At 54.1% G+C, this 17,770-nt stretch carries 16 protein-coding genes; 7 read left to right on the top strand and 9 right to left on the bottom strand.

Going from position 1 to position 17,770, the window contains the following annotated elements; translation table 11 throughout:
* Nucleotides 1-276: 276 nt before the first annotated feature.
* Both IEV89_RS12385 and IEV89_RS12380 read right to left on the bottom strand, forming a co-directional pair.
* Nucleotides 277-1,023 (bottom strand): DUF3750 domain-containing protein, encoded by a 747-nt coding sequence (locus tag IEV89_RS12385; protein WP_188473827.1) that lies wholly within the window; start codon nucleotides 1,021-1,023, stop codon nucleotides 277-279.
* A gap of 118 nt (nucleotides 1,024-1,141) precedes the next feature.
* The gene (locus IEV89_RS12380) at nucleotides 1,142-1,828 is read right to left on the bottom strand and encodes a FadR/GntR family transcriptional regulator (protein WP_188473826.1); all 687 of its coding nucleotides are present in this window, start codon (nucleotides 1,826-1,828) and stop codon (nucleotides 1,142-1,144) included.
* Between the two features lie 284 nt (nucleotides 1,829-2,112).
* Between IEV89_RS12380 and uxuA the strand changes: the two genes are divergently transcribed.
* Complete coding sequence (gene uxuA, locus IEV89_RS12375; protein ID WP_188473825.1) at nucleotides 2,113-3,297, top strand: mannonate dehydratase; 1,185 nt, start codon at nucleotides 2,113-2,115, stop codon at nucleotides 3,295-3,297.
* A 35-nt stretch (nucleotides 3,298-3,332) separates the two neighbouring features.
* Here uxuA and IEV89_RS12370 read toward each other — a convergent pair whose 3' ends face one another.
* Nucleotides 3,333-4,445, bottom strand: a complete 1,113-nt coding sequence (locus tag IEV89_RS12370; RefSeq protein ID WP_188473824.1) for a dipeptidase — start codon at nucleotides 4,443-4,445, stop codon at nucleotides 3,333-3,335.
* Between the two features lie 251 nt (nucleotides 4,446-4,696).
* Between IEV89_RS12370 and IEV89_RS12365 the strand changes: the two genes are divergently transcribed.
* From IEV89_RS12365 to IEV89_RS12340, 6 genes are all read left to right on the top strand, one after another.
* Complete coding sequence (locus tag IEV89_RS12365) at nucleotides 4,697-6,292, top strand: ABC transporter substrate-binding protein (protein WP_188473823.1); 1,596 nt, start codon at nucleotides 4,697-4,699, stop codon at nucleotides 6,290-6,292.
* Nucleotides 6,289-7,302: an ABC transporter permease gene (locus IEV89_RS12360; RefSeq protein WP_188473822.1), complete on the top strand. Its 1,014-nt coding sequence runs from the start codon at nucleotides 6,289-6,291 to the stop codon at nucleotides 7,300-7,302. The genes IEV89_RS12365 and IEV89_RS12360 overlap by 4 nt, the downstream gene beginning before the upstream one ends.
* Nucleotides 7,299-8,225 carry an ABC transporter permease gene (locus tag IEV89_RS12355; protein WP_188473821.1) on the top strand — a complete coding sequence of 309 codons (927 nt, stop codon included), beginning with the start codon at nucleotides 7,299-7,301 and terminating at the stop codon, nucleotides 8,223-8,225. The genes IEV89_RS12360 and IEV89_RS12355 overlap by 4 nt, the downstream gene beginning before the upstream one ends.
* On the top strand, nucleotides 8,225-9,055 hold the full coding sequence (locus IEV89_RS12350) for an ABC transporter ATP-binding protein (protein WP_188473820.1): 831 nt from the start codon (nucleotides 8,225-8,227) through the stop codon (nucleotides 9,053-9,055). Before IEV89_RS12355 ends, IEV89_RS12350 begins: the two co-directional genes overlap by 1 nt.
* A complete protein-coding gene (locus tag IEV89_RS12345) occupies nucleotides 9,052-9,822 on the top strand; it encodes an ABC transporter ATP-binding protein (protein WP_229746462.1) in 771 nt (256 codons plus the stop codon). The genes IEV89_RS12350 and IEV89_RS12345 overlap by 4 nt, the downstream gene beginning before the upstream one ends.
* A 74-nt stretch (nucleotides 9,823-9,896) precedes the next feature.
* Nucleotides 9,897-11,453, top strand: coding sequence for a serine hydrolase domain-containing protein (locus IEV89_RS12340; protein WP_188473819.1), 1,557 nt, complete (start codon nucleotides 9,897-9,899; stop codon nucleotides 11,451-11,453).
* On the opposite strand, the gene IEV89_RS12335 is transcribed toward IEV89_RS12340, so the two are convergent.
* The 6 genes from IEV89_RS12335 to IEV89_RS12310 all read right to left on the bottom strand — a co-directional run bounded on the left by IEV89_RS12335 (nucleotide 11,433) and on the right by IEV89_RS12310 (nucleotide 17,745).
* Complete coding sequence (locus tag IEV89_RS12335; RefSeq protein WP_188473818.1) at nucleotides 11,433-12,314, bottom strand: LysR family transcriptional regulator; 882 nt, start codon at nucleotides 12,312-12,314, stop codon at nucleotides 11,433-11,435. The two genes, IEV89_RS12340 and IEV89_RS12335, sit on opposite strands and share 21 nt — an antisense overlap.
* Before the next feature lie 104 nt (nucleotides 12,315-12,418).
* Entirely contained in the window at nucleotides 12,419-13,240 is an 822-nt protein-coding gene (locus IEV89_RS12330; RefSeq protein ID WP_188473817.1) for a M55 family metallopeptidase, read from the bottom strand.
* Nucleotides 13,237-14,304: a P1 family peptidase gene (locus IEV89_RS12325; RefSeq protein ID WP_188473816.1), complete on the bottom strand. Its 1,068-nt coding sequence runs from the start codon at nucleotides 14,302-14,304 to the stop codon at nucleotides 13,237-13,239. Before IEV89_RS12325 ends, IEV89_RS12330 begins: the two co-directional genes overlap by 4 nt.
* Nucleotides 14,301-15,191: an ABC transporter permease subunit gene (locus tag IEV89_RS12320; RefSeq protein WP_188473815.1), complete on the bottom strand. Its 891-nt coding sequence runs from the start codon at nucleotides 15,189-15,191 to the stop codon at nucleotides 14,301-14,303. The genes IEV89_RS12325 and IEV89_RS12320 overlap by 4 nt, the downstream gene beginning before the upstream one ends.
* Nucleotides 15,192-15,200: 9 nt before the next feature.
* A complete protein-coding gene (locus IEV89_RS12315) occupies nucleotides 15,201-16,121 on the bottom strand; it encodes an ABC transporter permease subunit (RefSeq protein ID WP_188473814.1) in 921 nt (306 codons plus the stop codon).
* Nucleotides 16,122-16,200: 79 nt separating this feature from the next.
* Nucleotides 16,201-17,745 carry a glutathione ABC transporter substrate-binding protein gene (locus IEV89_RS12310; RefSeq protein WP_188473813.1) on the bottom strand — a complete coding sequence of 515 codons (1,545 nt, stop codon included), beginning with the start codon at nucleotides 17,743-17,745 and terminating at the stop codon, nucleotides 16,201-16,203.
* Nucleotides 17,746-17,770 lie beyond the last annotated feature (25 nt).

The following is a 17,770-nucleotide window of genomic DNA, read 5'->3' as shown; positions in this document are numbered from 1 at the left end:
GGTTATTGCGAGCCGGTCCGAACCCGAAATGAAGGCACCGCAACGCGGCGGCATTTTGCGGCTGTCACCGTGGCGACTGAAACACGGTCATTGTGACCGGCGCAGCTGGAGGAGCCTCATGAAAGAGCCCGGGAGTCCAGAGGGCGGCGGCGACAGGCCGCCCTCTGGTCGGTGTGGGCCGACGCCCACGACCTTGAATTTGAATTTGAATTTGAATTTGAATTTGAATTTGAATTTAAAGATTTAAAAGCAGGTTTGGGCTGCCACCCAAAAAACTTACCCGACACGCCCCACAAAAGGTAACCGCAGCGCAGGATCCTTGATGTCCACTCCCAGATTAAGTCCCAGAATATTCACCTCAATCCCTTCTTCAATACCTAACGTAATCCCCAGAACGCCCAGAATAGAAACCTGGACGCCACGGCCTGAAGGCGGTAAACCAATGGGATTAGTGATGGCCCGGTAATCTTTGCCAATCGCATTCGACGGAAGGTCCAATTTTAAATCAGGGACTTCCCGACCAATATGTGCAATAAACGTATTACTGTTCGGCCCGGGCCATGCGTGGTAAGTGTGCGGGAAAGGGTAATTTTTGATGGCCGCTTCTATCTGCGGAATCATCATTTCAGCTTGCGCCCCACGATGATCCACCAGCAGTGTGGGTTGTGAACCAAACCAGTAACCGTCCGGGATGGCGTAGTTGCGGCGAACCACATTTGTGCTGCCCCAGCTAATAACATCATAGCGGGTGAACTGAGTTTCCCCTTCGCGCTTGAAGATAATCCACGGATGCACCGCCACCAGCCCGCGCCAACCGTAAGTAGGCGCAGTATAAATCTGAACGATGGCGATACTTTTAAGCTTGTGCGGATCCGGCGCGATACCGGCTGAATCCCTGCGCGCGGTCGACCAGCTCTGACCCGCAGGTTCCGCACGTGGCTGCGTGGCTTTCGCATAGCTGTAACCCAATGACAGCAGTAGAACGCAGACAAATCCGAGAGTTAACCATTTCATGGCGATCATGCTTTGTTTACCTTGCCTCTTTCTGTGAAAAAAACACCTGGCTCAACGCTGACAAGGCAGACGATATCTTGGGATGCCGTTCTACCCGATTTAAAGCCGAAACGGTGTGCTGCGCCCTTTATTCGTTAAATAACCGATCGTACACATGTTGCAGATGTCCCTGCATCGCGGTTCTTGCGCCCTGCGCATCCCTCGCCAGGATGGCGTCGGTGATAGCCTGATGGTCTGTGTTCATTTCGCGGGCGAAATTCGTGTCGGTGTAATGGCTTTCCAACCGGACAAAACGGTGCGAGTTTCGCTTGTCCCACAGGTACTCCATCATGTCGTGCAGGACTTCATTTCCCGTCATTTCGCTGATCATCAAATGAAAACAACGGTCCTGTTCCAGAAATGCATCGTTATTCATGTTGAACTGGCTCAGTTCGCGGTTAATCTCTGCCAGTTTCTCACGTTGATCTTCCGTTGCGTTCAACGCCGCTAATTCTGCCATGGTGCATTCATAAATCTGACGCGCCCTGACCAGCGATTCCAGACTGAATTCTTCTTCCGTTTGTGCCACGGGCTGCAGCGGCAACGGGTGACTGACATACACACCATTACCGGTACGGATCTCAATCCAACCGGTGATTTCCAGCGCGATAAGCGCTTCTCGAATCGACGAGCGGCTCACGCCCAACTGTTTGGATAAGTCACGTTCGGACGGGATCATCTCACCCGGCGCAAACTGCCCATTCTTAATGCAGTTAATCAGAACGTTTGAAATCTGGCGGTACAGCCTTTCGACTTTGAGTGTGGGTAGTTCCATTATTTTCTCCGGCTAAAGCACGTTCTCTGGTCGATACTCGCATACGAAAATGTCTAACGATCAGAAATTTGCAAAGCAGATCACATTAATGATCCTTTTCATGCTGAATGATATGTCGGTCAGGTGGCCTGACCACCCTACCACCAGACCATCCAACGCGTGTAGAGTGAACTTCTAACCTGCATGGCGTCAAGAAAACTAAAACAAGTGATGTCACAGATTGCCTATTTTCCAGCAGAGTAACCCGTTTTAAGCACACCCATTTCGAATATAAGGAGTTTTACATGGAACAAACATGGCGCTGGTATGGCCCGAAAGACCCCGTGTCACTGGATGACGTAAGACAGGCCGGAGCCACCGGTGTTGTCACCGCCCTGCACCATATACCTAATGGTGACGTGTGGCCGGTCGAGGAGATCAAAAAACGGCAGGCTGAACTCGCTGCAAAAAATTTGGTGTGGTCGGTGGTCGAGAGCATTCCGGTTCACGAAGAGATCAAAACCCGAAGCGGTGACGTCGAAAAGTACATTGCCAACTACCAGCAGTCGATCCGCAATCTGGCGACCTGCGGCATCGATACGGTGTGTTATAACTTCATGCCAGTATTGGACTGGACCCGCACCGACTTGGGTTATTTGCTGCCGGACGGCTCGCGCGCCTTACGCTTCGACCATATCGCCTTTGCCGCGTTCGAATTGCACTTGCTGAAACGCGAAGGCGCAAAACAGTATTACTCGGCGGACGAGCAGGCTCAGGCTACTGAATACTTCAACGCAATGACCGATGCAGAGAAAGAGACGCTGACCGCCAATATCATTGCTGGCTTGCCGGGTGCTGAAGAGGGTTATACGTTAGCGCAGTTCCGCGCCCGTCTGGCCACCTACGACAATATCGACAAGAGCAAACTGCGCGAAAATATGGCACATTTCCTGCGCAGCATCGTGCCTGTAGCAGAACAGCACGGGCTAAAGCTGGCGGTGCATCCTGATGATCCCCCGCGCCCCATCCTCGGCTTGCCGCGTATTGTGTCGACCATTGAAGACATGCAGTGGCTGAAAGAGACAGTTGACAGTATTCACAATGGTTTCTGTTTCTGTACCGGTTCGTACGGCGTGCGCGAAGATAATGATCTGGTGAAGATGATGACCACCTATGCCGACCGGGTGCATTTTATCCACCTGCGCGCGACTCAGCGTGAAGCCACGCCAGGCAGCTTCCATGAAGCCGATCATCTTGACGGTGATGTGGATATGGTTGCCGTGATCAAAGCGATTCTGACTGAAGAACAGACCCGTCAGCGCGCAGGGAATATGCGCCCTATCCCGATGCGCCCGGACCACGGCCATCAGATGCTTGATGACCTGCACAAAAAGACCAACCCCGGTTATTCGGCGATTGGGCGACTCAGAGGATTAGCGGAGCTTCGCGGCATCGAGCGTGCGTTGAAGCAGACGCTGTTTACTGAGTAATCCTCCATTTCCTCCCTTACTAAAGGGAGGAAATATCACTCCCCCCAGGTTCTCTCCAGTACGCTAATCCAGTTTTTATGCGCTATTTTTGTCACCAATGCTTCACCGTAACCCGCCTCACGCATCGCGTTGATGAGCACCGGTAAACCACTGACATCTTTCATAAAGGGCGCCATTGAAGCCCCGTCATAATCCGAACCAAAGCCCACGTGGTCTTCACCCAGTTTTTCCAGCAGATAATCCAGGTGGCGCAGATAGTCACCGGTGCCGGTATTGGCATCGCGGGTGCCATCTTCACGCAGGAATGGCGTAGCGAAGTTAAGGCCGACAAAACCTCCGCTCTGTTGTATCGCACCCAGTTGCGCATCCGTCAGATTACGTGACTGGGCGCAAAGTGAAAAAGCATTGGAATGGCTGGCCACCAGCGGTGCATTGGAGATATCAGCCACCTGCCAGAAGCCCTTCTCATTGAGATGCGACAAATCCACCATGATGTGCTTACGGTTACAGGCTTCAACCAGCTTCACGCCAAGATCTGTCAGACCTGGACCGGTATCTGGTGAGGTATTGAATTTAAACGGCACGCCGTGCCCGAAGATATTCGGACGGCTCCACACCGGCCCCAAAGTTCGTAACCCCATCTGAAACAGCACGTCCAGTAGGTAGAGGTCTGGGTCAATCGCCTCTGCGCCCTCGATATGAATAACAATAGCTAATGCATGATTTTGCATCGCTTCACGGATCTGCTGCGCAGACCGGCAAATTTTTACTGCGCCCTGCGACTGCGCTTCAATGCGCAGCAAAAAAGCCATCATGCCAATGGTGACATCACGCGCAAATTCGAGAGCAGGTGTCGGAGAAAAATCTGCATGCTTTTGAGTCCCTTCCAGCAAAAAACGTGCGTCAATGGTGAGATCCGGCACGCGACTTGCAGGGTCTAATTGTGGCGACGGCACCCAGGCGGCAAAAAGCCCACCGGCGAAGCCCGCTTCACGGCAGCGCGGCAAATCCAGCTGTCCGCTGGCAGGACCATTAAGGAAAGCTTGTGCCGGATCCTGGCGATGTTGCTGCCAAAGTTGCATTAAAACATCGTTATGTCCGTCAAATACCGGCATTAAGGCTTCAGTTCCGTGCGCTATGTTATTCATAAAAAAGGTCTCTTGGGTTAAGCATGACAAAAGCTGCTGACAGTTTGCTCATCCACGGTGCATTCAATGCCCGTGACTGCACTACCGATGACCAGGTGTCGGCATTTTCAGATTAGTTTTTCTGAAAGGTAAAGCAGCGTTTTAAACGTGTGGCTGATTTTCAATTAAAGCCACCAGCATGCTGTCAAGTCAAGAGCACACCAGAGTCATTTTCTATTTTTGATTTAACTATCAATATCATGGGAGTTATTATGGTTACCAGGCGTCAATTTGTTACCGGTTTTGCTGCTGTTCCTGTTTTATCCTATTTGAGCTTTGAACCCGTCTTCGCCGCCACCCCGACGTCTATCCTGGTGATGGCTATCAAACTCGACATCATCACCAGTCTTGACCCGCACGAAGGCTTTGAATCGGTAGGTACCGAAATCACCGGCAATATCTATCAGCAACTGGTGAAACCCAAACTGGCTTCCCCTGACGAAATCGAAGGCGATCTGGCCGTCTCCTGGACAGCCTCTCCGGACATGAAAACCTTTACCTTTAAGATGGACCCGAAAGCGAAATGGGCTGACGGTAAACCCGTTACTGCCGAAGATGCCGCATTCTCCTTACAGCGTTCAGTGAAATTGGATAAAAGCCCGGCCTATATTATTAACCAGTTTGGCTACACCAAAGACAACGTTGATAGCTTTATCAGCGCCCCCGATGCCCACACACTCGTGATCAAAACCGCAGAACCGGCCTCTGAATCTTTCCTGCTGTATTGCCTGAGTGCCAACGTCGGCTGCATCGTGCAGAAATCGGCCTGTATGGCGCATCAGGTCGGTGAGGATCTGGGTAATGCCTGGCTGAAGAAAAACAGTGCGGGTTCTGGTGCGTTTAAGCTCCGTGACTGGAAAGTCAGTGAATCGGTTATTCTTGAAACCAATAAAAACAACCCACACGCCGGCAAGATCCAGCGCATTATCCTGCGCCACATCGTTGATCCCTCTGCGCAACTCTTGATGCTGAAAAAAGGCGATATCGACATCGCCCGCGATTTAAATACTGAGCAACTACGCCCGTTGGTTGACGATAAAAACTTCACGCTGGTGCGCAAAGGCATTGCCGGAACCATGATGTTGTCCGCCAATACGGCGCACCCTAACCTCTCTAAACCGCAGGTGTGGCAAGCCATCAAATGGGCCATTGATTACGATAGTATCCAACAGCACATTGTCCCGCTGACTCACAAAGTACATCAGAGTTTCCTGCCCGAAGGCTTCCCGGCTGCGGTAAACACCATCATGTACAAACGTGATGTTACAAAAGCCAAGGCTCTGATGGCAGAAGCGGGTTTCCCCGATGGCTTTGAAATCACGCTCGATCACTACTCGTCTTCACCGCAGGCTGACATCGTTCAGGCATTGCAGGCAAATCTGGCTGAAATTGGTATTAAGGTCACATTACTGGCCGCCGAAAGCCGTCAGGTACTGACCAAAATGCGTGCCCGTCAGCAGCAGTTGGCCTTCACCCAATGGGGCGCGGACTATTTTGATCCGAACTCCAATGCCGAAGCTTTCTGCAGTAACCCGGATAACAGTGACAAAACCAAAAGCCGCACACTGGCGTGGCGCTGCAGCTGGCAGGATCAATCCATTTCCGATCTCAGCCAGAAGGCGCTGCATGAGCCGGACCCAGCCACCCGCATAAAACTGTACGAAGAGTTGCAAATTAAACATATGGAAAACAGCCCGTTTGCCATCATGATGCAACCAACGCTAACCGCCGCCTGCCGACATGAGATTTCCGGCGTGGTATTAACTGTCATGAGTACCTGCCCTTATGAGAAGGTTATGAAAGCGTGAGCAAGAGACTCAAGGGTTTTCTGAGTACCTGCATCAGCGTTTGTCTAACCCTGTTCGGTCTGTCGGTAGTGACCTTTTTCATTGGTAGGGTCATGCCGACCGATCCGGTGCTGGCTGCGGTGGGCGATAATGCACCGCAGGCAGTCGTCGAACGTGTTCGTCATGAAATGGGGCTGGATCAGCCCCTCTGGATGCAGTTCCTCCATTATTTGAATCAGGTGTTTCACGGTGATTTAGGCCGTTCAGCCCTGACCACCAACCCCGTCACTACAGATATTGCCCGTTTCTTCCCTGCGACCCTGGAGCTGGCCACCGCAGCCATCATTATCGCTGCGGTGATCGGTATTCCACTGGGTGTTTGGGCGGCAACGCGCCAGGGCAGCTGGATTGATCAAACCATTCGCGTCGTTTGTTTGGCTGGTCACTCTCTGCCGGTGTTCATGCTGGCATTACTCAGCTTGCTGATTTTCTACTCGGTGCTGGGTATCGCACCTGGCCCAGGCCGTCAGGATATTATTTATCAGGACATGATCCCGCAGGTCACCGGATTGCTCACGGTGGACACTCTGCTGGCCGGGGATATAGACGCTTTCAGGGACGCGCTGGCGCATATGGTGCAACCGGTGCTGATCCTGGCCTATTTCAGCATGGCCTATATCACCCGTATGACACGCACCTTCATGCTCAATGCACTGAGCGGTGAATATATCATCACAGCCCGCGCCAAGGGATTATCAGCACAGACCGTTATCTGGAAGCACGCGTTCCCGACTGTCGGTGTACAACTGATCACGGTGCTGGCGCTGACCTATGCGGGTCTGCTGGAAGGCGCGGTGGTGACGGAAAACGTCTTCTCCTGGCCGGGCCTCGGGCAGTATCTCACCATGTCATTAATGAACGCCGATATGAACCCGGTGATTGGCTCCACGCTGCTGATTGGCGCGATTTACGTCATGCTGAATCTATTCGCCGACCTTCTCTACCGACTTCTGGACCCACGCGTAAAATGACGACTCTCCCTGCTTTACCGCAACCCCGGGCGGGTTCACGCGCCTGGCTGCTGGCCGATACACCCCACACGCGTACGCAGGCTATTTGGGGGCGCCGTTACCGTCTGTGGCTAGGTCTGCGCACCAATCCACTGGCCGTCATTGGCCTGTTTACCGTGCTACTGGTGCTGTTGATTTCAGTCTGTGCCCCGCTACTCGCCCACTACCCCCCTGGCGCTCAGGATTTGGCTAACCGTCTGGCAAAGCCCTCTTCATTGCACTGGTTGGGAACCGATGAACTGGGTCGCGATACCTTCAGCCGTATACTTTATGGCGGCCGGATCACGCTTGGCATGGTGATCACCGTAGTGGCTATTGTGGCACCACTCGGTCTGCTGATTGGCTGCGTTGCCGGCTATGCTGGCGGGCTGCTGGACCGCATCCTGATGCGCATTACCGATATCTTCCTCGCCTTCCCGCGTCTTATTTTGGCACTGGCGTTTGTTGCTGCACTGAAGCCGGGGATTGAGAGCGCCATTCTGGCCATCGCCCTCACGGCCTGGCCGCCGTATGCGCGTCTGGCCCGGGCCGAAACCATGCAGGTGCGCGGCACCGATTACATCGCGGCCTGCCGGCTGACCGGAGCGACGTCGGCACGCATTGTTTGGCAGCACATCATGCCACTGTGTGTACCAAGCCTGGTGGTGCGGATCACCCTGGACATGAGTTCGATCATTATTACCGCCGCCAGTCTGGGCTTTCTGGGCATGGGTGCGCAGCCACCTTCGCCGGAATGGGGGGCGATGATCGCAACCGCCCGCCGCTTCCTGTTCGAAGAGTGGTGGGTACCGCTGATCCCGGCGGTGGCTATTTTCATCACGTCTCTGGCGTTTAACTTTCTCGGCGACGGCCTGCGTGACGTCCTCGATCCTAAGGAGCGCTGATGTTGGTTGATATCAAAAATCTACATATTACCTTTGAGAGTCAAAGTGGGAGTTTTGACGCTGTACGTGGCGTGTCACTTTCGCTCGGCAAAGAGAAATTCGGCATTGTGGGCGAAAGCGGTTCGGGGAAATCCCTGACGGCGCGCTGCCTGATGAACCTGTTACCCTCCAGTGCCAAATACCGGGCCGACACGCTCTCTTTCGACGGCATCGATCTGCGTAATGCCAGTGAAAAGCAGATGCGTCAGATCCGAGGTAAACGGGTCGGTTTTATTTTGCAGGACCCTAAGTACTCGCTCAACCCAGTGATGCCGATCGGCAAACAAGTTGCTGAAGCCTGGCACACCCACAAAGGCGGTAGCAAAAAACAGGCGATGGAAGCTGCTATCGATTTGCTCGATCAAGTGCGTATCCGTGAACCGCATAAAGTGGCGCAGCGTTATGCCCATGAAGTGTCGGGTGGCATGGGACAGCGGGTGATGATCGCCATGATGCTGGCACCGGACCCGGAGCTGATGATCGCTGACGAGCCGACCAGTGCCCTGGACGCCACCGTGCAGGCAGAAATCCTGCGTCTGCTGGATGAGCTGGTGTCCAGTCGTGGCATGGGGTTGATTTTAATCAGCCATGATTTGCCGCTGGTGTCGAAATTCTGCGATCGCGTGGCAGTCATGTACGCCGGTCGTATTGTGGAAACCTTGCAGGCCGGTGATCTGCTCAAAGCGCAACACCCTTATACCCGTGGCCTGCTGGAGTGCCTGCCGTCGTTGAAACATCCGCGAGCGCGGTTGCCCGTGCTGGTACGGGATGAAGCATGGAAAACATCATGAGTGAGATGACAGAGAAAACTAACGCCAAGATAACCTTAGATAATTTACGCATTTCCTTTGGCGATATCGAGGTGGTAAAAGGGGTTAGCTTTAACGTGGCACCTGGCGAGTGTTTTGGTATCGTCGGCGAAAGTGGTTCGGGGAAATCCACCATTTTGCGAGCATTGGTCGGCTTATACCCATTCTGGCGCGGTGAGATGATCATTGGGGGTGATCCTCAACTGCCGATACGCCAAAAACGCTTTTACCGCCGCGTGCAGATGGTCTTTCAGGATCCGTATGGCTCGTTGCACCCGCGCCAAACTATTGACCGCATCCTCAGTGAACCATTGATCGTGCACGGTTTTCTTAATATTGAAAAGCGGATCAGCGACGCATTGTCGGAGGTTGGATTACCTCAATCGGTGCGTTTTCGCTTTCCGCATCAGTTGTCCGGCGGGCAACGACAGCGGGTAGCGATTGCCCGTGCGCTGATTTCTGAACCGGAGATCCTGCTGCTGGATGAGCCGACCTCCGCGCTGGATGTCTCCGTTCAGGCGGAGATTCTTAACCTGCTGACCGACCTGCGTGAGCGCCGCAAACTGACTTATATACTGGTCAGTCACAATCTGGCAGTCGTTACGCATCTTTGCACCAGAATCGGCGTGATGATTGGTGGTGAAATGGTCGAGCTGCTGAGCGCCGATGATTTACGGGCAGGACGCGTGACCCATCCACATACGGCAGAATTGCGATCGCTAAGTCTCAGTCTTGAGGAGCCGGGTTAAGTCAGGTCAACAGGGTTTTAACGGGCAGCGACCACGACTTTTCAATCACAGATTAACGTTACAGGGGATCAGGAATGACATCCACCCTAAGAAAATCAGAACACGCGTTACAGTGGCAGGCGGCGCTGGCCGCGGCCAACAACATTACCGAAAAATGGAACCAGCCCGGCGAGCCGGGGGGGGCGATGACGCTCTTTGACAGCCGTTCGCTTCAGGGACATGCCTCAGGCGGTCTGTCCAATCTCACTACCGGTGAGCGTTTCAGTATTGACAGCGTGGTACGCTACGCCTCGGTCACCAAGCATATTTTCGCCGCTTTGGCGCTGTATCACAGCGATGCTGGGCTCTCTCTTAATGACACTCTCGGCCAGTATTTACCCCAGTTGAAAGCCCCCATGTCACAGGTGACGATTGGTCAGGCGCTGGACATGACGGGAGGTTTGCCCGACGTGCGCGAAACGCTCTCGCTGCTGGGTGTCTCGGTCTATGCCGCCAGCGAACCAGACGCCATTCTCGAATTCCTGGCACAGTCTGGTGGGTTGAATTTTCCGGCGGGCACTGAAATTTCTTACTCGAATACCGGCTACCGTCTGGTTGAAGCCATTTTAAACAGTAAAGGGATCTTGTTTGAAACGTTGCTGCAACAGCACATTGCCCGGCCACTGGACATCGCATTGCATGCGCCGGAAAGTTGGTTTGATGTGGTTCCCGGTCTGGTTCCGGGTTACTGGAAAGATAAATCCGTCTGGAAAACCACCAGTGCGGGGTTGCATCTGTCGGCCTCAGGGAGCCTGACCGGCAGCCTGCGCTCACTCACGGTGTGGTTGCAAAGCCTGTTAGCAAACAGCGGTCCCGGTGCCGGGATGCTGGAAAAGCTGACTGTGCAACGCCATCTGCACGGTGACATTCGCTCTGCTTATGGTGTGGGAATCACCGCCGTTCAGATCGGCAGCCACAACGTGTACGGCCATGGCGGCTCTCATGCCGGTTATAAAGCCTATTTCCTGCTGCATCCGCAACTTAATGCCGGGATTGCGTTAGTCTCTAACCGCGAAGACACCGCTGCTTATAGCGCCGCACTGCAAGTGATGGCCGCCCTGCTCGACAGCCCCTTACCCACACGCAGCAACGCCATACCTGACGGACTCTACGCCAGCGTCGCCGAACCTTACTGGCTGAAAGTCAATCAAGGTGTCGCCAGCTATCTGGGCGCCGATGAGAGTTTGTATCAAGGGGCGGATAAAGATGAGGCCATTTCTCTTTCCGCTCATATGCCGATGCGCCTGCGCTGGGACGGCGATGCTATCAAGGGTGAGATAGGTCACGCAGTGCGCCAGTTTGTACCGGTCGAACCTAATGACTGTCTGGAGATGGTACAGGGAGGCTGGTTCCACCCAGAATCAAAAGCGGCGTTTGACATCGAAGGTGACCAGTTCGTGATGGGGGTTGGCCCTCTGCGTAGCCGTGGCACGCTGACATCGCTCGGTCAGGGCCGTTTATTGGTAGAAATGCCCGATGGGCCTTGGCAAAAGTCGTTCTGCCTCTATTTCCAGGGCTACAATGTTCGGTTAGTTTCCAACCGCAGCAGAGTGTTGAATTTCCGGCGTGCTCTATGCCTCCAGCTCCCATAATTTATGTCTGATCAGCTGTTTGAGTTTAATCGCTGCCTGGCTTTGAGGTTGATCTTTGCGGCTAAGCAAAATGACTTCAAAGGGCAGAGCTTCAACGACAGGCAGGATTTTAAGCTGGTCGCTGTAACGCCTGGCGGTAAAGGTATCAACCACACCGACACCCCCGCCAGCCAGCACCAAATCGGCGATCACCGAGTAGGTTTTAATATGCAGTTGCGAACGCGGTGTCAGGCCGTTTTCACGTAACACGCGGCTGAGTACCTGACCCAGCGGGTCTTGTTGTTGCAGCATCAGTAAATCGTTGTCACACAGCCAGCTCAGCGCAACCGGTCCTTCCTGCGGGCTGTCGAGGGGTAACAGCGCCACCATATCGGCGCGGTAGATAGACTCGGACACCAGTTCGGAAGACACCTGCTCGCCGAAAGCCAGTGCAAAATCCATCTTATAATGCAGCAAATCCTGACTGAGCGTGTTGAAATGGCCGGTGACCAACTCAACGCTGCCTCCGGGGATCTGACGGCGAAAATCCACCAGTACCGGGGCCATCACGCTGTGGCCCAGTGAGTGTGCCGAGCCGATGCGGACATGTTGCCCTTCGCCCTGACGCAGCTGTTCGGCCAGGACGCCGATGGCCTGAATGTGACTGAACAACGCCTCCACTTCCGGCATCAGCCGTCGCCCTTCCGGCGTGACGATCAATCCTTGTGGGCTACGATCAAACAACGTAAAGCCCAGCTGTTGCTCAGCATGGTTGAGCACCCGGCTGACATTGGGCTGCGATACATTAAGTAACCGTGCCGCGCCGCTGACGCTGCCTGCCTGTAAAACCGCCTGAAACACTTCGATATGACGTAAGCGCATGCGCTTCTGGCCCCTTCAAAAAATTCAATGTCACATGATACCCGTCATCCTTGATGCCGCAGAGGGTAACGCAGTTGCGGCATGAAGAATGAAGATAGGCAGTTTTATTTCTGCGTTGAAGCGAGATAGGAGAAGGCACTCAGTAAACTGATGATGGGCGCAACGCGGGCGCTGGCATAGCTCAGGGTAACGGCATCAAGACGTTCAACGCCGGGAATAAGCATGAACAGGTCCGCTAACACCGGTTTAGCCACCATCAGTTCGAGCGAATACGGCGAGGAAAAACGGTTGGTGATGCCCGGCACAGCTTTGGTGACAGCAAGGGTAGCCTGTTTACGTATCTGGGCGCGGGCAATCGACGGGCTGTCGGATTCGGCGGCGTTAGCCGAGATCGCGCGTTTGACACAAACAAACTGTGCATACGGATAGTGCTGATTGATCCACCTTTCGAGCTGGTCGTCGCCGGTCACCAGCCACAATGGCACATTTAACTCAGCTGCCGCCGCTGCATAAAGATCGCTCTCACCCACGACCTGCCCATTCAGTTTTACTCGATAAAACGCCCGTCCGTTGATGGTATGCGCCAGCACCCCCGCTTCACCCGCTGCGGTATGGAAGCCCACCAGCATCAGACCGTCGTACTGCTGTTGCGCAATACCTTCAATCATCGACAAAGCCCGAGGTTTACCCTGAACCAGGCGCGCACGCGGGTCGATATTTTCAGCCCGTAGGTTTTGCATTGAGCCGTGGCTGTCTGCCACTGTAACGGTCGTTGCACCCCCGGCAAATGCGCCGTCAATCGCAGCATTGACTTCCTGCTCCATTAAGGCACGGGCGGCGTCATAGTCGGCATTACCGGGGCTGCATTGCTCTGGGCGCATCACGCCCGCCACGCCTTCGATATCGGCAGAGATAAAAATTTTCATGATGGGTTCTCGTTGTAGTGATCCAAAACATCCCGCAAGGAGACGCGGTGATTACCGTGAAATCCGCGAACAGATTCAGCACTGAGCATGGCATCCTGCACAGCCTGTTCGGTCGCGTCTGCCGCCATCGCCAGCAAAGGTTCAAGCTCCCGTTCAGCGGGAAGCGTACCTTGTCGCTGGGTGGAAAATGCCAGTGCAATATCGCCAGAGCCGTGGCCCCAATAGCTTCCAAGACGGCCTAACCCCGCTCCGGTACGTTTGGCGATGCGCGACAACTGGCGGCTGTCGAGAAACCGGTCACAGGCCAGAATAATGATCACCGAACCGGCATCAACCTGCTGTGCAAGATGCGGTAAACGTTGCTGTATTGCTGGGCCGGCTCGCACACCATCAAGCGTAAGTTCAGACAGCATACCAAAGTTTGCCAGTACCAGAACGCCAAGCGTGGCATTGAGACTTTCGCACCAGCGCGACGCGGTGCCAATGCCCCCTTTTAGTCCGAAACAACTCATGCCCCGCCCGGCCCCTACGCTGCCACGGGTGAAGTCGCTGCGGGCGCTGTCCAGCGCGGCCAGCGCATCACTTTCTGTCACCGCCATCGCCTGAATATCATTGAGATAGAAGTCGTTGCATTCAAGGATCAGCGGATTGATGGTCGGATTCGGGCGGCCAATTTGCGGAAACTGCTGGCAACTTCGCTTCACCAGGGCGTTGAATAAAGTCCCGACGGCAAACGTGTTACTGAGCAGAATCGGTGTTTGTAGTTCGCCCAGTTCCATCACCTGAATCAACCCCATCGGTTTAGCAAAACCGTTGAGCACCGTGACACCGCAGGGCAAAGGCTGTGCGTAAAGATTGTCGCCGGGAGGCACAATCGCGGTGACGCCAGTCTGAACTTCACCCGCCGCCAGTGTACTGTGCCCAACGGTAACCCCCGCAACGTCGCCCAGGCTATTGGTCGGCCCGCAGGGAAAACGCGGACGAAAAATCTGCCGTTTGTCAGCCCAGCGCAGCAGTAAGGCATCCAGGCCAACGCGGGAAAAATTATCGGTTTCTGTCGTCATTTCTTCAGTTTAGGATCCAGCGTGTCGCGTAGGGCATCACCCAGCAAGTTAAAAGCCAATACCGTGAGGAAGATCGCAAGGCCGGGGAACACGCTGACATGCCACTTTCCGGCCATCATCATGTTGCGACTCATCGCCAAAATATTGCCCCACTCAGGAACATCTGGCTCAGGCCCGAGGCCGATAAAACTGAGGCTGGCCGCGGTCAGAATGCTGGTACCTATGCGCATGGTGAAATAGACAATCACATTCGAGAGCGTGCCGGGTAAAATATGGCGCAACAGCACTACCCGGTCAGGCGCACCAACACAGCGAACCGCTTCAACATAGGGACTTTGTTTGATGGATAACGTGGCGGCACGCACGATGCGGGCAAAAACTGGCACACTGAATACGGCGACTGCGATGATCACATTGTTGAGGCCGGGACCGAGGATCGCCACCACCGCAATCGCCAGCAGCATACCGGGGAAAGCAAACAGCACATCCGAGCCACGCATGATCAGCATGTCCAGCCATTTGCCGTAATAACCCGCCAGCAGCCCGAGAAATACGCCAACGATCATACCGAGCGTTACCGAGAAAACACCCACGTATAGCGAAATGCGCGAACCATAAATGATACGGCTTAACACGTCGCGGCCCAGATCATCCGTGCCAAACCAGTGCGTCGCCGAAGGACCAGCACCCAGTGCCATCCAGTCGGGTGTCATCGGGTCATAAGGGGCCAGCCATGGGGCAAAGATGGCGATCAGAACCAGCAATAGAATAAATCCACCGGCCACAACAGCCATCGGATTACGGATAAACGCGTGGAAAAAATCGTACCAAGGGGAACGGATGTCGTCGTTCTGCGGTGCAGGCGTGACAATTACAGGCTCAGTCATAGGGCCTCCTTAACGCAGACGGATAGCCGGATTAACCACTGCATAGAGCAAGTCTACCAACAGGTTAATCAGGATAAATTCGAACACAAACAGCATCACCAGCGCCTGAATAACCGGCTGATCCTGCGTTTTTATCGACTCAATCAGCAGCCACCCAAGGCCTGGCCAGCTGAACACGCTCTCAACAATGATCGAACCGCCGAGCAGGAATCCAAATTGCAGACCGAGCATGGTGATAATCGGGATCAGCGCATTGCGCATAATGTGCTTCCAGGTGACGCGCTGCGCCTGTAATCCTTTGGCGTTGGCGGTGCGTACGTAGTCCTCCTGTGCCACATCGAGAAACGCCGAGCGAGTAAAACGCGCCATCACTGCTGCTACGGAAGACCCCAGCGTGATCGCCGGTAAGATGATATCGCTGGGATGGTTAAATCCGCTGACTGAAAACACCCCGAATGGCATGGCGACGAACTGAATCAACAGCAGTCCCAGCCAGAAAGGCGGCATAGAAATCCCGCCGACCGCCATGCTCATCAGCGTCCAGTCTTGCCACTTTCCTCGCTTTAGCGCCGACACTACGCCGATCACCAAGCCCAATATCACCGACCAGGCGAAACCGGCCAGCGCCAGCAATAATGTCGGCATAAAACCGCTTTCAATGACGCTACTGACCGGCTGCCGGGTGCGATAGGTCGTGCCTAAATCACCATGTACCATACCGTCGAGCCAGTGCCAGTACTGCACAGGCAGCGGATCGTTCAGGCCAAGCAGTTGCCGCGCTGACTCCACCGCTTCAATCTGTGCATCCTGCCCGGCATAAATACGTGCAGGATCACCGGGTAGTAGCTTGATAAAACCAAAAACCAGCAGTGACACCACCAGGAGTACCGGGATCATTTCCAGGAGCCGGCGGATAAAATAGGTCAGCATAAATATGTTCCCGTACCTTCATGACAGGTGATGTTTACTCCTCCTGCTTCGTCACAGGAGGAGCAGAACAACAATAAAATTACTTAAACTCCGCCTGATTGAAGATCAGCGAACCGTCCGCCAGCATATAAACACCGGACAGGTCTTTGCGCTTGCCGACCAAATTGTCCGGAACACCAAGGTAGGCCACGGGTGCGTCAGCCCACAGGAGTTTTTGCGCGTCAGCGTAGGCCGCTTTACGTTTAGCGACATCGGCGGTTTGCAGGCCCGCAGTAATGGCCTCATCCACCTTTTTGTTGCTGTAATAAGAGACGTTATAGCCTTTCGGAATCCAAGATTCGGTGGCGAACAGCGGACGCAGCGCCCAGTCAGCATCACCGGTTGACGCTGACCACGCGCCGTAATACATCTCGACTTTAGCATCCGCCGGTTTCGGCGTGCTCCACAGACGCTGGTTCAATGTCCCGGAGTCCATCGGCACCAGTTTGACCCGGATGCCAATCAGCGACAGTTGCTGTTTGAGGAACTGACCGCTGCGGATACGGTCGGTTTTGTTGGAGCTCCAGAGTTCAACATCAAAACCCTTCTCGTAACCGGCGGCTTTCATCAGCGCTTTCGCTTTAGCGATGTTGTAGCTGTAATCCGGCGAAGTTTGCTTTTGATAGAACTGGACGTTTTTCGGCAGCGGCGATGTCGACGGCGACCCCAAACCGGCAAAACCGACTTTCAGCCACAGATTACGGTCGATGGCATAGTTAATTGCCTGGCGTACACGCACATCTGAGAACTCTTTCTTCTGCGTATTGAACGCGATGTAATAAAGGTAGATGCCTGGGTTTTGCGAAATATCCAGCTTCGGATCGCTTTTCACGGCATCGACCAAATCAGAAGGTAACGGATACACCGCATCCACGCCACCAGACTTGAGCTTTGCCACCTGCGTGGAGTCTTCCGGTGTCGGGTAAAGCGTCACCGAATCAACTTTTGGCCAACCTTTTTGCCAGTAGTTGTCATACTTCACCAACTTGACGTCTTTGCCCTGCTGCCACTCGACAAATTTAAACGGCCCGGTCCCTACCGGATGCACGCTGAGATCCTGCTCGTTCGGATACTGTTTCAGTGATGCCGGGCTGTGCATGACGGCTGACGGGTGCGCAAGCGTGTTGATCATCGCGCCAAACGGTTTATTTAGGGTGATTTTCACCTGATACGGCGTCACGACATCCACCGATTTAATCATGCTAAACAGCGCATTACGTTTCAGATGATTAGCCGGATTAGCGAGGCGATCGAGGTTAATTTTCACGGCATCGGCATTAAACGGCGTGCCGTCCTGGAAGGTCACGTCATGGCGCAGGTTGATAGTGAATTCGGTGGCTTCACTGTTGCTGGTGTAATCAGTGGCCAGTACGGGTACGATCGCCATTTTGCTATCGAACTGGAACAGACGCTCGAAAATAGCACTCTGTACGGAGTAACTTAGGGTGTCGGTAGTGTCATGCGGGTCAAACCCGGTCATGTCAGCGTACATGGAGATGCGCAGGTCTTTGGCCTGGGCCCCGGCAACAAAACAGAGCGCCAGTGCAGCAGCTACTAGGCTTTTACGTAAAAAAGTCGATTGCATGTAATTCTCCTGTGTGTCTCAAAAA

The organism is Hafnia psychrotolerans (genome assembly GCF_014639435.1).
GTDB lineage: Bacteria > Pseudomonadota > Gammaproteobacteria > Enterobacterales > Enterobacteriaceae > Ewingella > Ewingella psychrotolerans.
Note: the sequence above shows the minus strand (reverse complement) of the source record. Positions and strands in the feature narration are given on the sequence as shown.

Bases quoted from the DNA above. Each gene is read 5' to 3' on its own strand.
- IEV89_RS12330 (WP_188473817.1), bottom strand. From the start codon at position 13,240: ATGAAAATTTTTATCTCTGCCGATATCGAAGGCGTGGCGGGCGTGATG.
- IEV89_RS12335 (WP_188473818.1), bottom strand. From the start codon at position 12,314: ATGCGCTTACGTCATATCGAAGTGTTTCAGGCGGTTTTACAGGCAGGC.
- IEV89_RS12380 (WP_188473826.1), bottom strand. From the start codon at position 1,828: ATGGAACTACCCACACTCAAAGTCGAAAGGCTGTACCGCCAGATTTCA.
- IEV89_RS12325 (WP_188473816.1), bottom strand. From the start codon at position 14,304: ATGACGACAGAAACCGATAATTTTTCCCGCGTTGGCCTGGATGCCTTA.
- IEV89_RS12350 (WP_188473820.1), top strand. From the start codon at position 8,225: ATGTTGGTTGATATCAAAAATCTACATATTACCTTTGAGAGTCAAAGT.
- uxuA (WP_188473825.1), top strand. From the start codon at position 2,113: ATGGAACAAACATGGCGCTGGTATGGCCCGAAAGACCCCGTGTCACTG.
- IEV89_RS12320 (WP_188473815.1), bottom strand. From the start codon at position 15,191: ATGACTGAGCCTGTAATTGTCACGCCTGCACCGCAGAACGACGACATC.
- IEV89_RS12315 (WP_188473814.1), bottom strand. From the start codon at position 16,121: ATGCTGACCTATTTTATCCGCCGGCTCCTGGAAATGATCCCGGTACTC.
- IEV89_RS12370 (WP_188473824.1), bottom strand. From the start codon at position 4,445: ATGAATAACATAGCGCACGGAACTGAAGCCTTAATGCCGGTATTTGAC.
- IEV89_RS12385 (WP_188473827.1), bottom strand. From the start codon at position 1,023: ATGATCGCCATGAAATGGTTAACTCTCGGATTTGTCTGCGTTCTACTG.
- IEV89_RS12340 (WP_188473819.1), top strand. From the start codon at position 9,897: ATGACATCCACCCTAAGAAAATCAGAACACGCGTTACAGTGGCAGGCG.
- IEV89_RS12345 (WP_229746462.1), top strand. From the start codon at position 9,052: ATGAGTGAGATGACAGAGAAAACTAACGCCAAGATAACCTTAGATAAT.
- IEV89_RS12355 (WP_188473821.1), top strand. From the start codon at position 7,299: ATGACGACTCTCCCTGCTTTACCGCAACCCCGGGCGGGTTCACGCGCC.
- IEV89_RS12365 (WP_188473823.1), top strand. From the start codon at position 4,697: ATGGTTACCAGGCGTCAATTTGTTACCGGTTTTGCTGCTGTTCCTGTT.
- IEV89_RS12310 (WP_188473813.1), bottom strand. From the start codon at position 17,745: ATGCAATCGACTTTTTTACGTAAAAGCCTAGTAGCTGCTGCACTGGCG.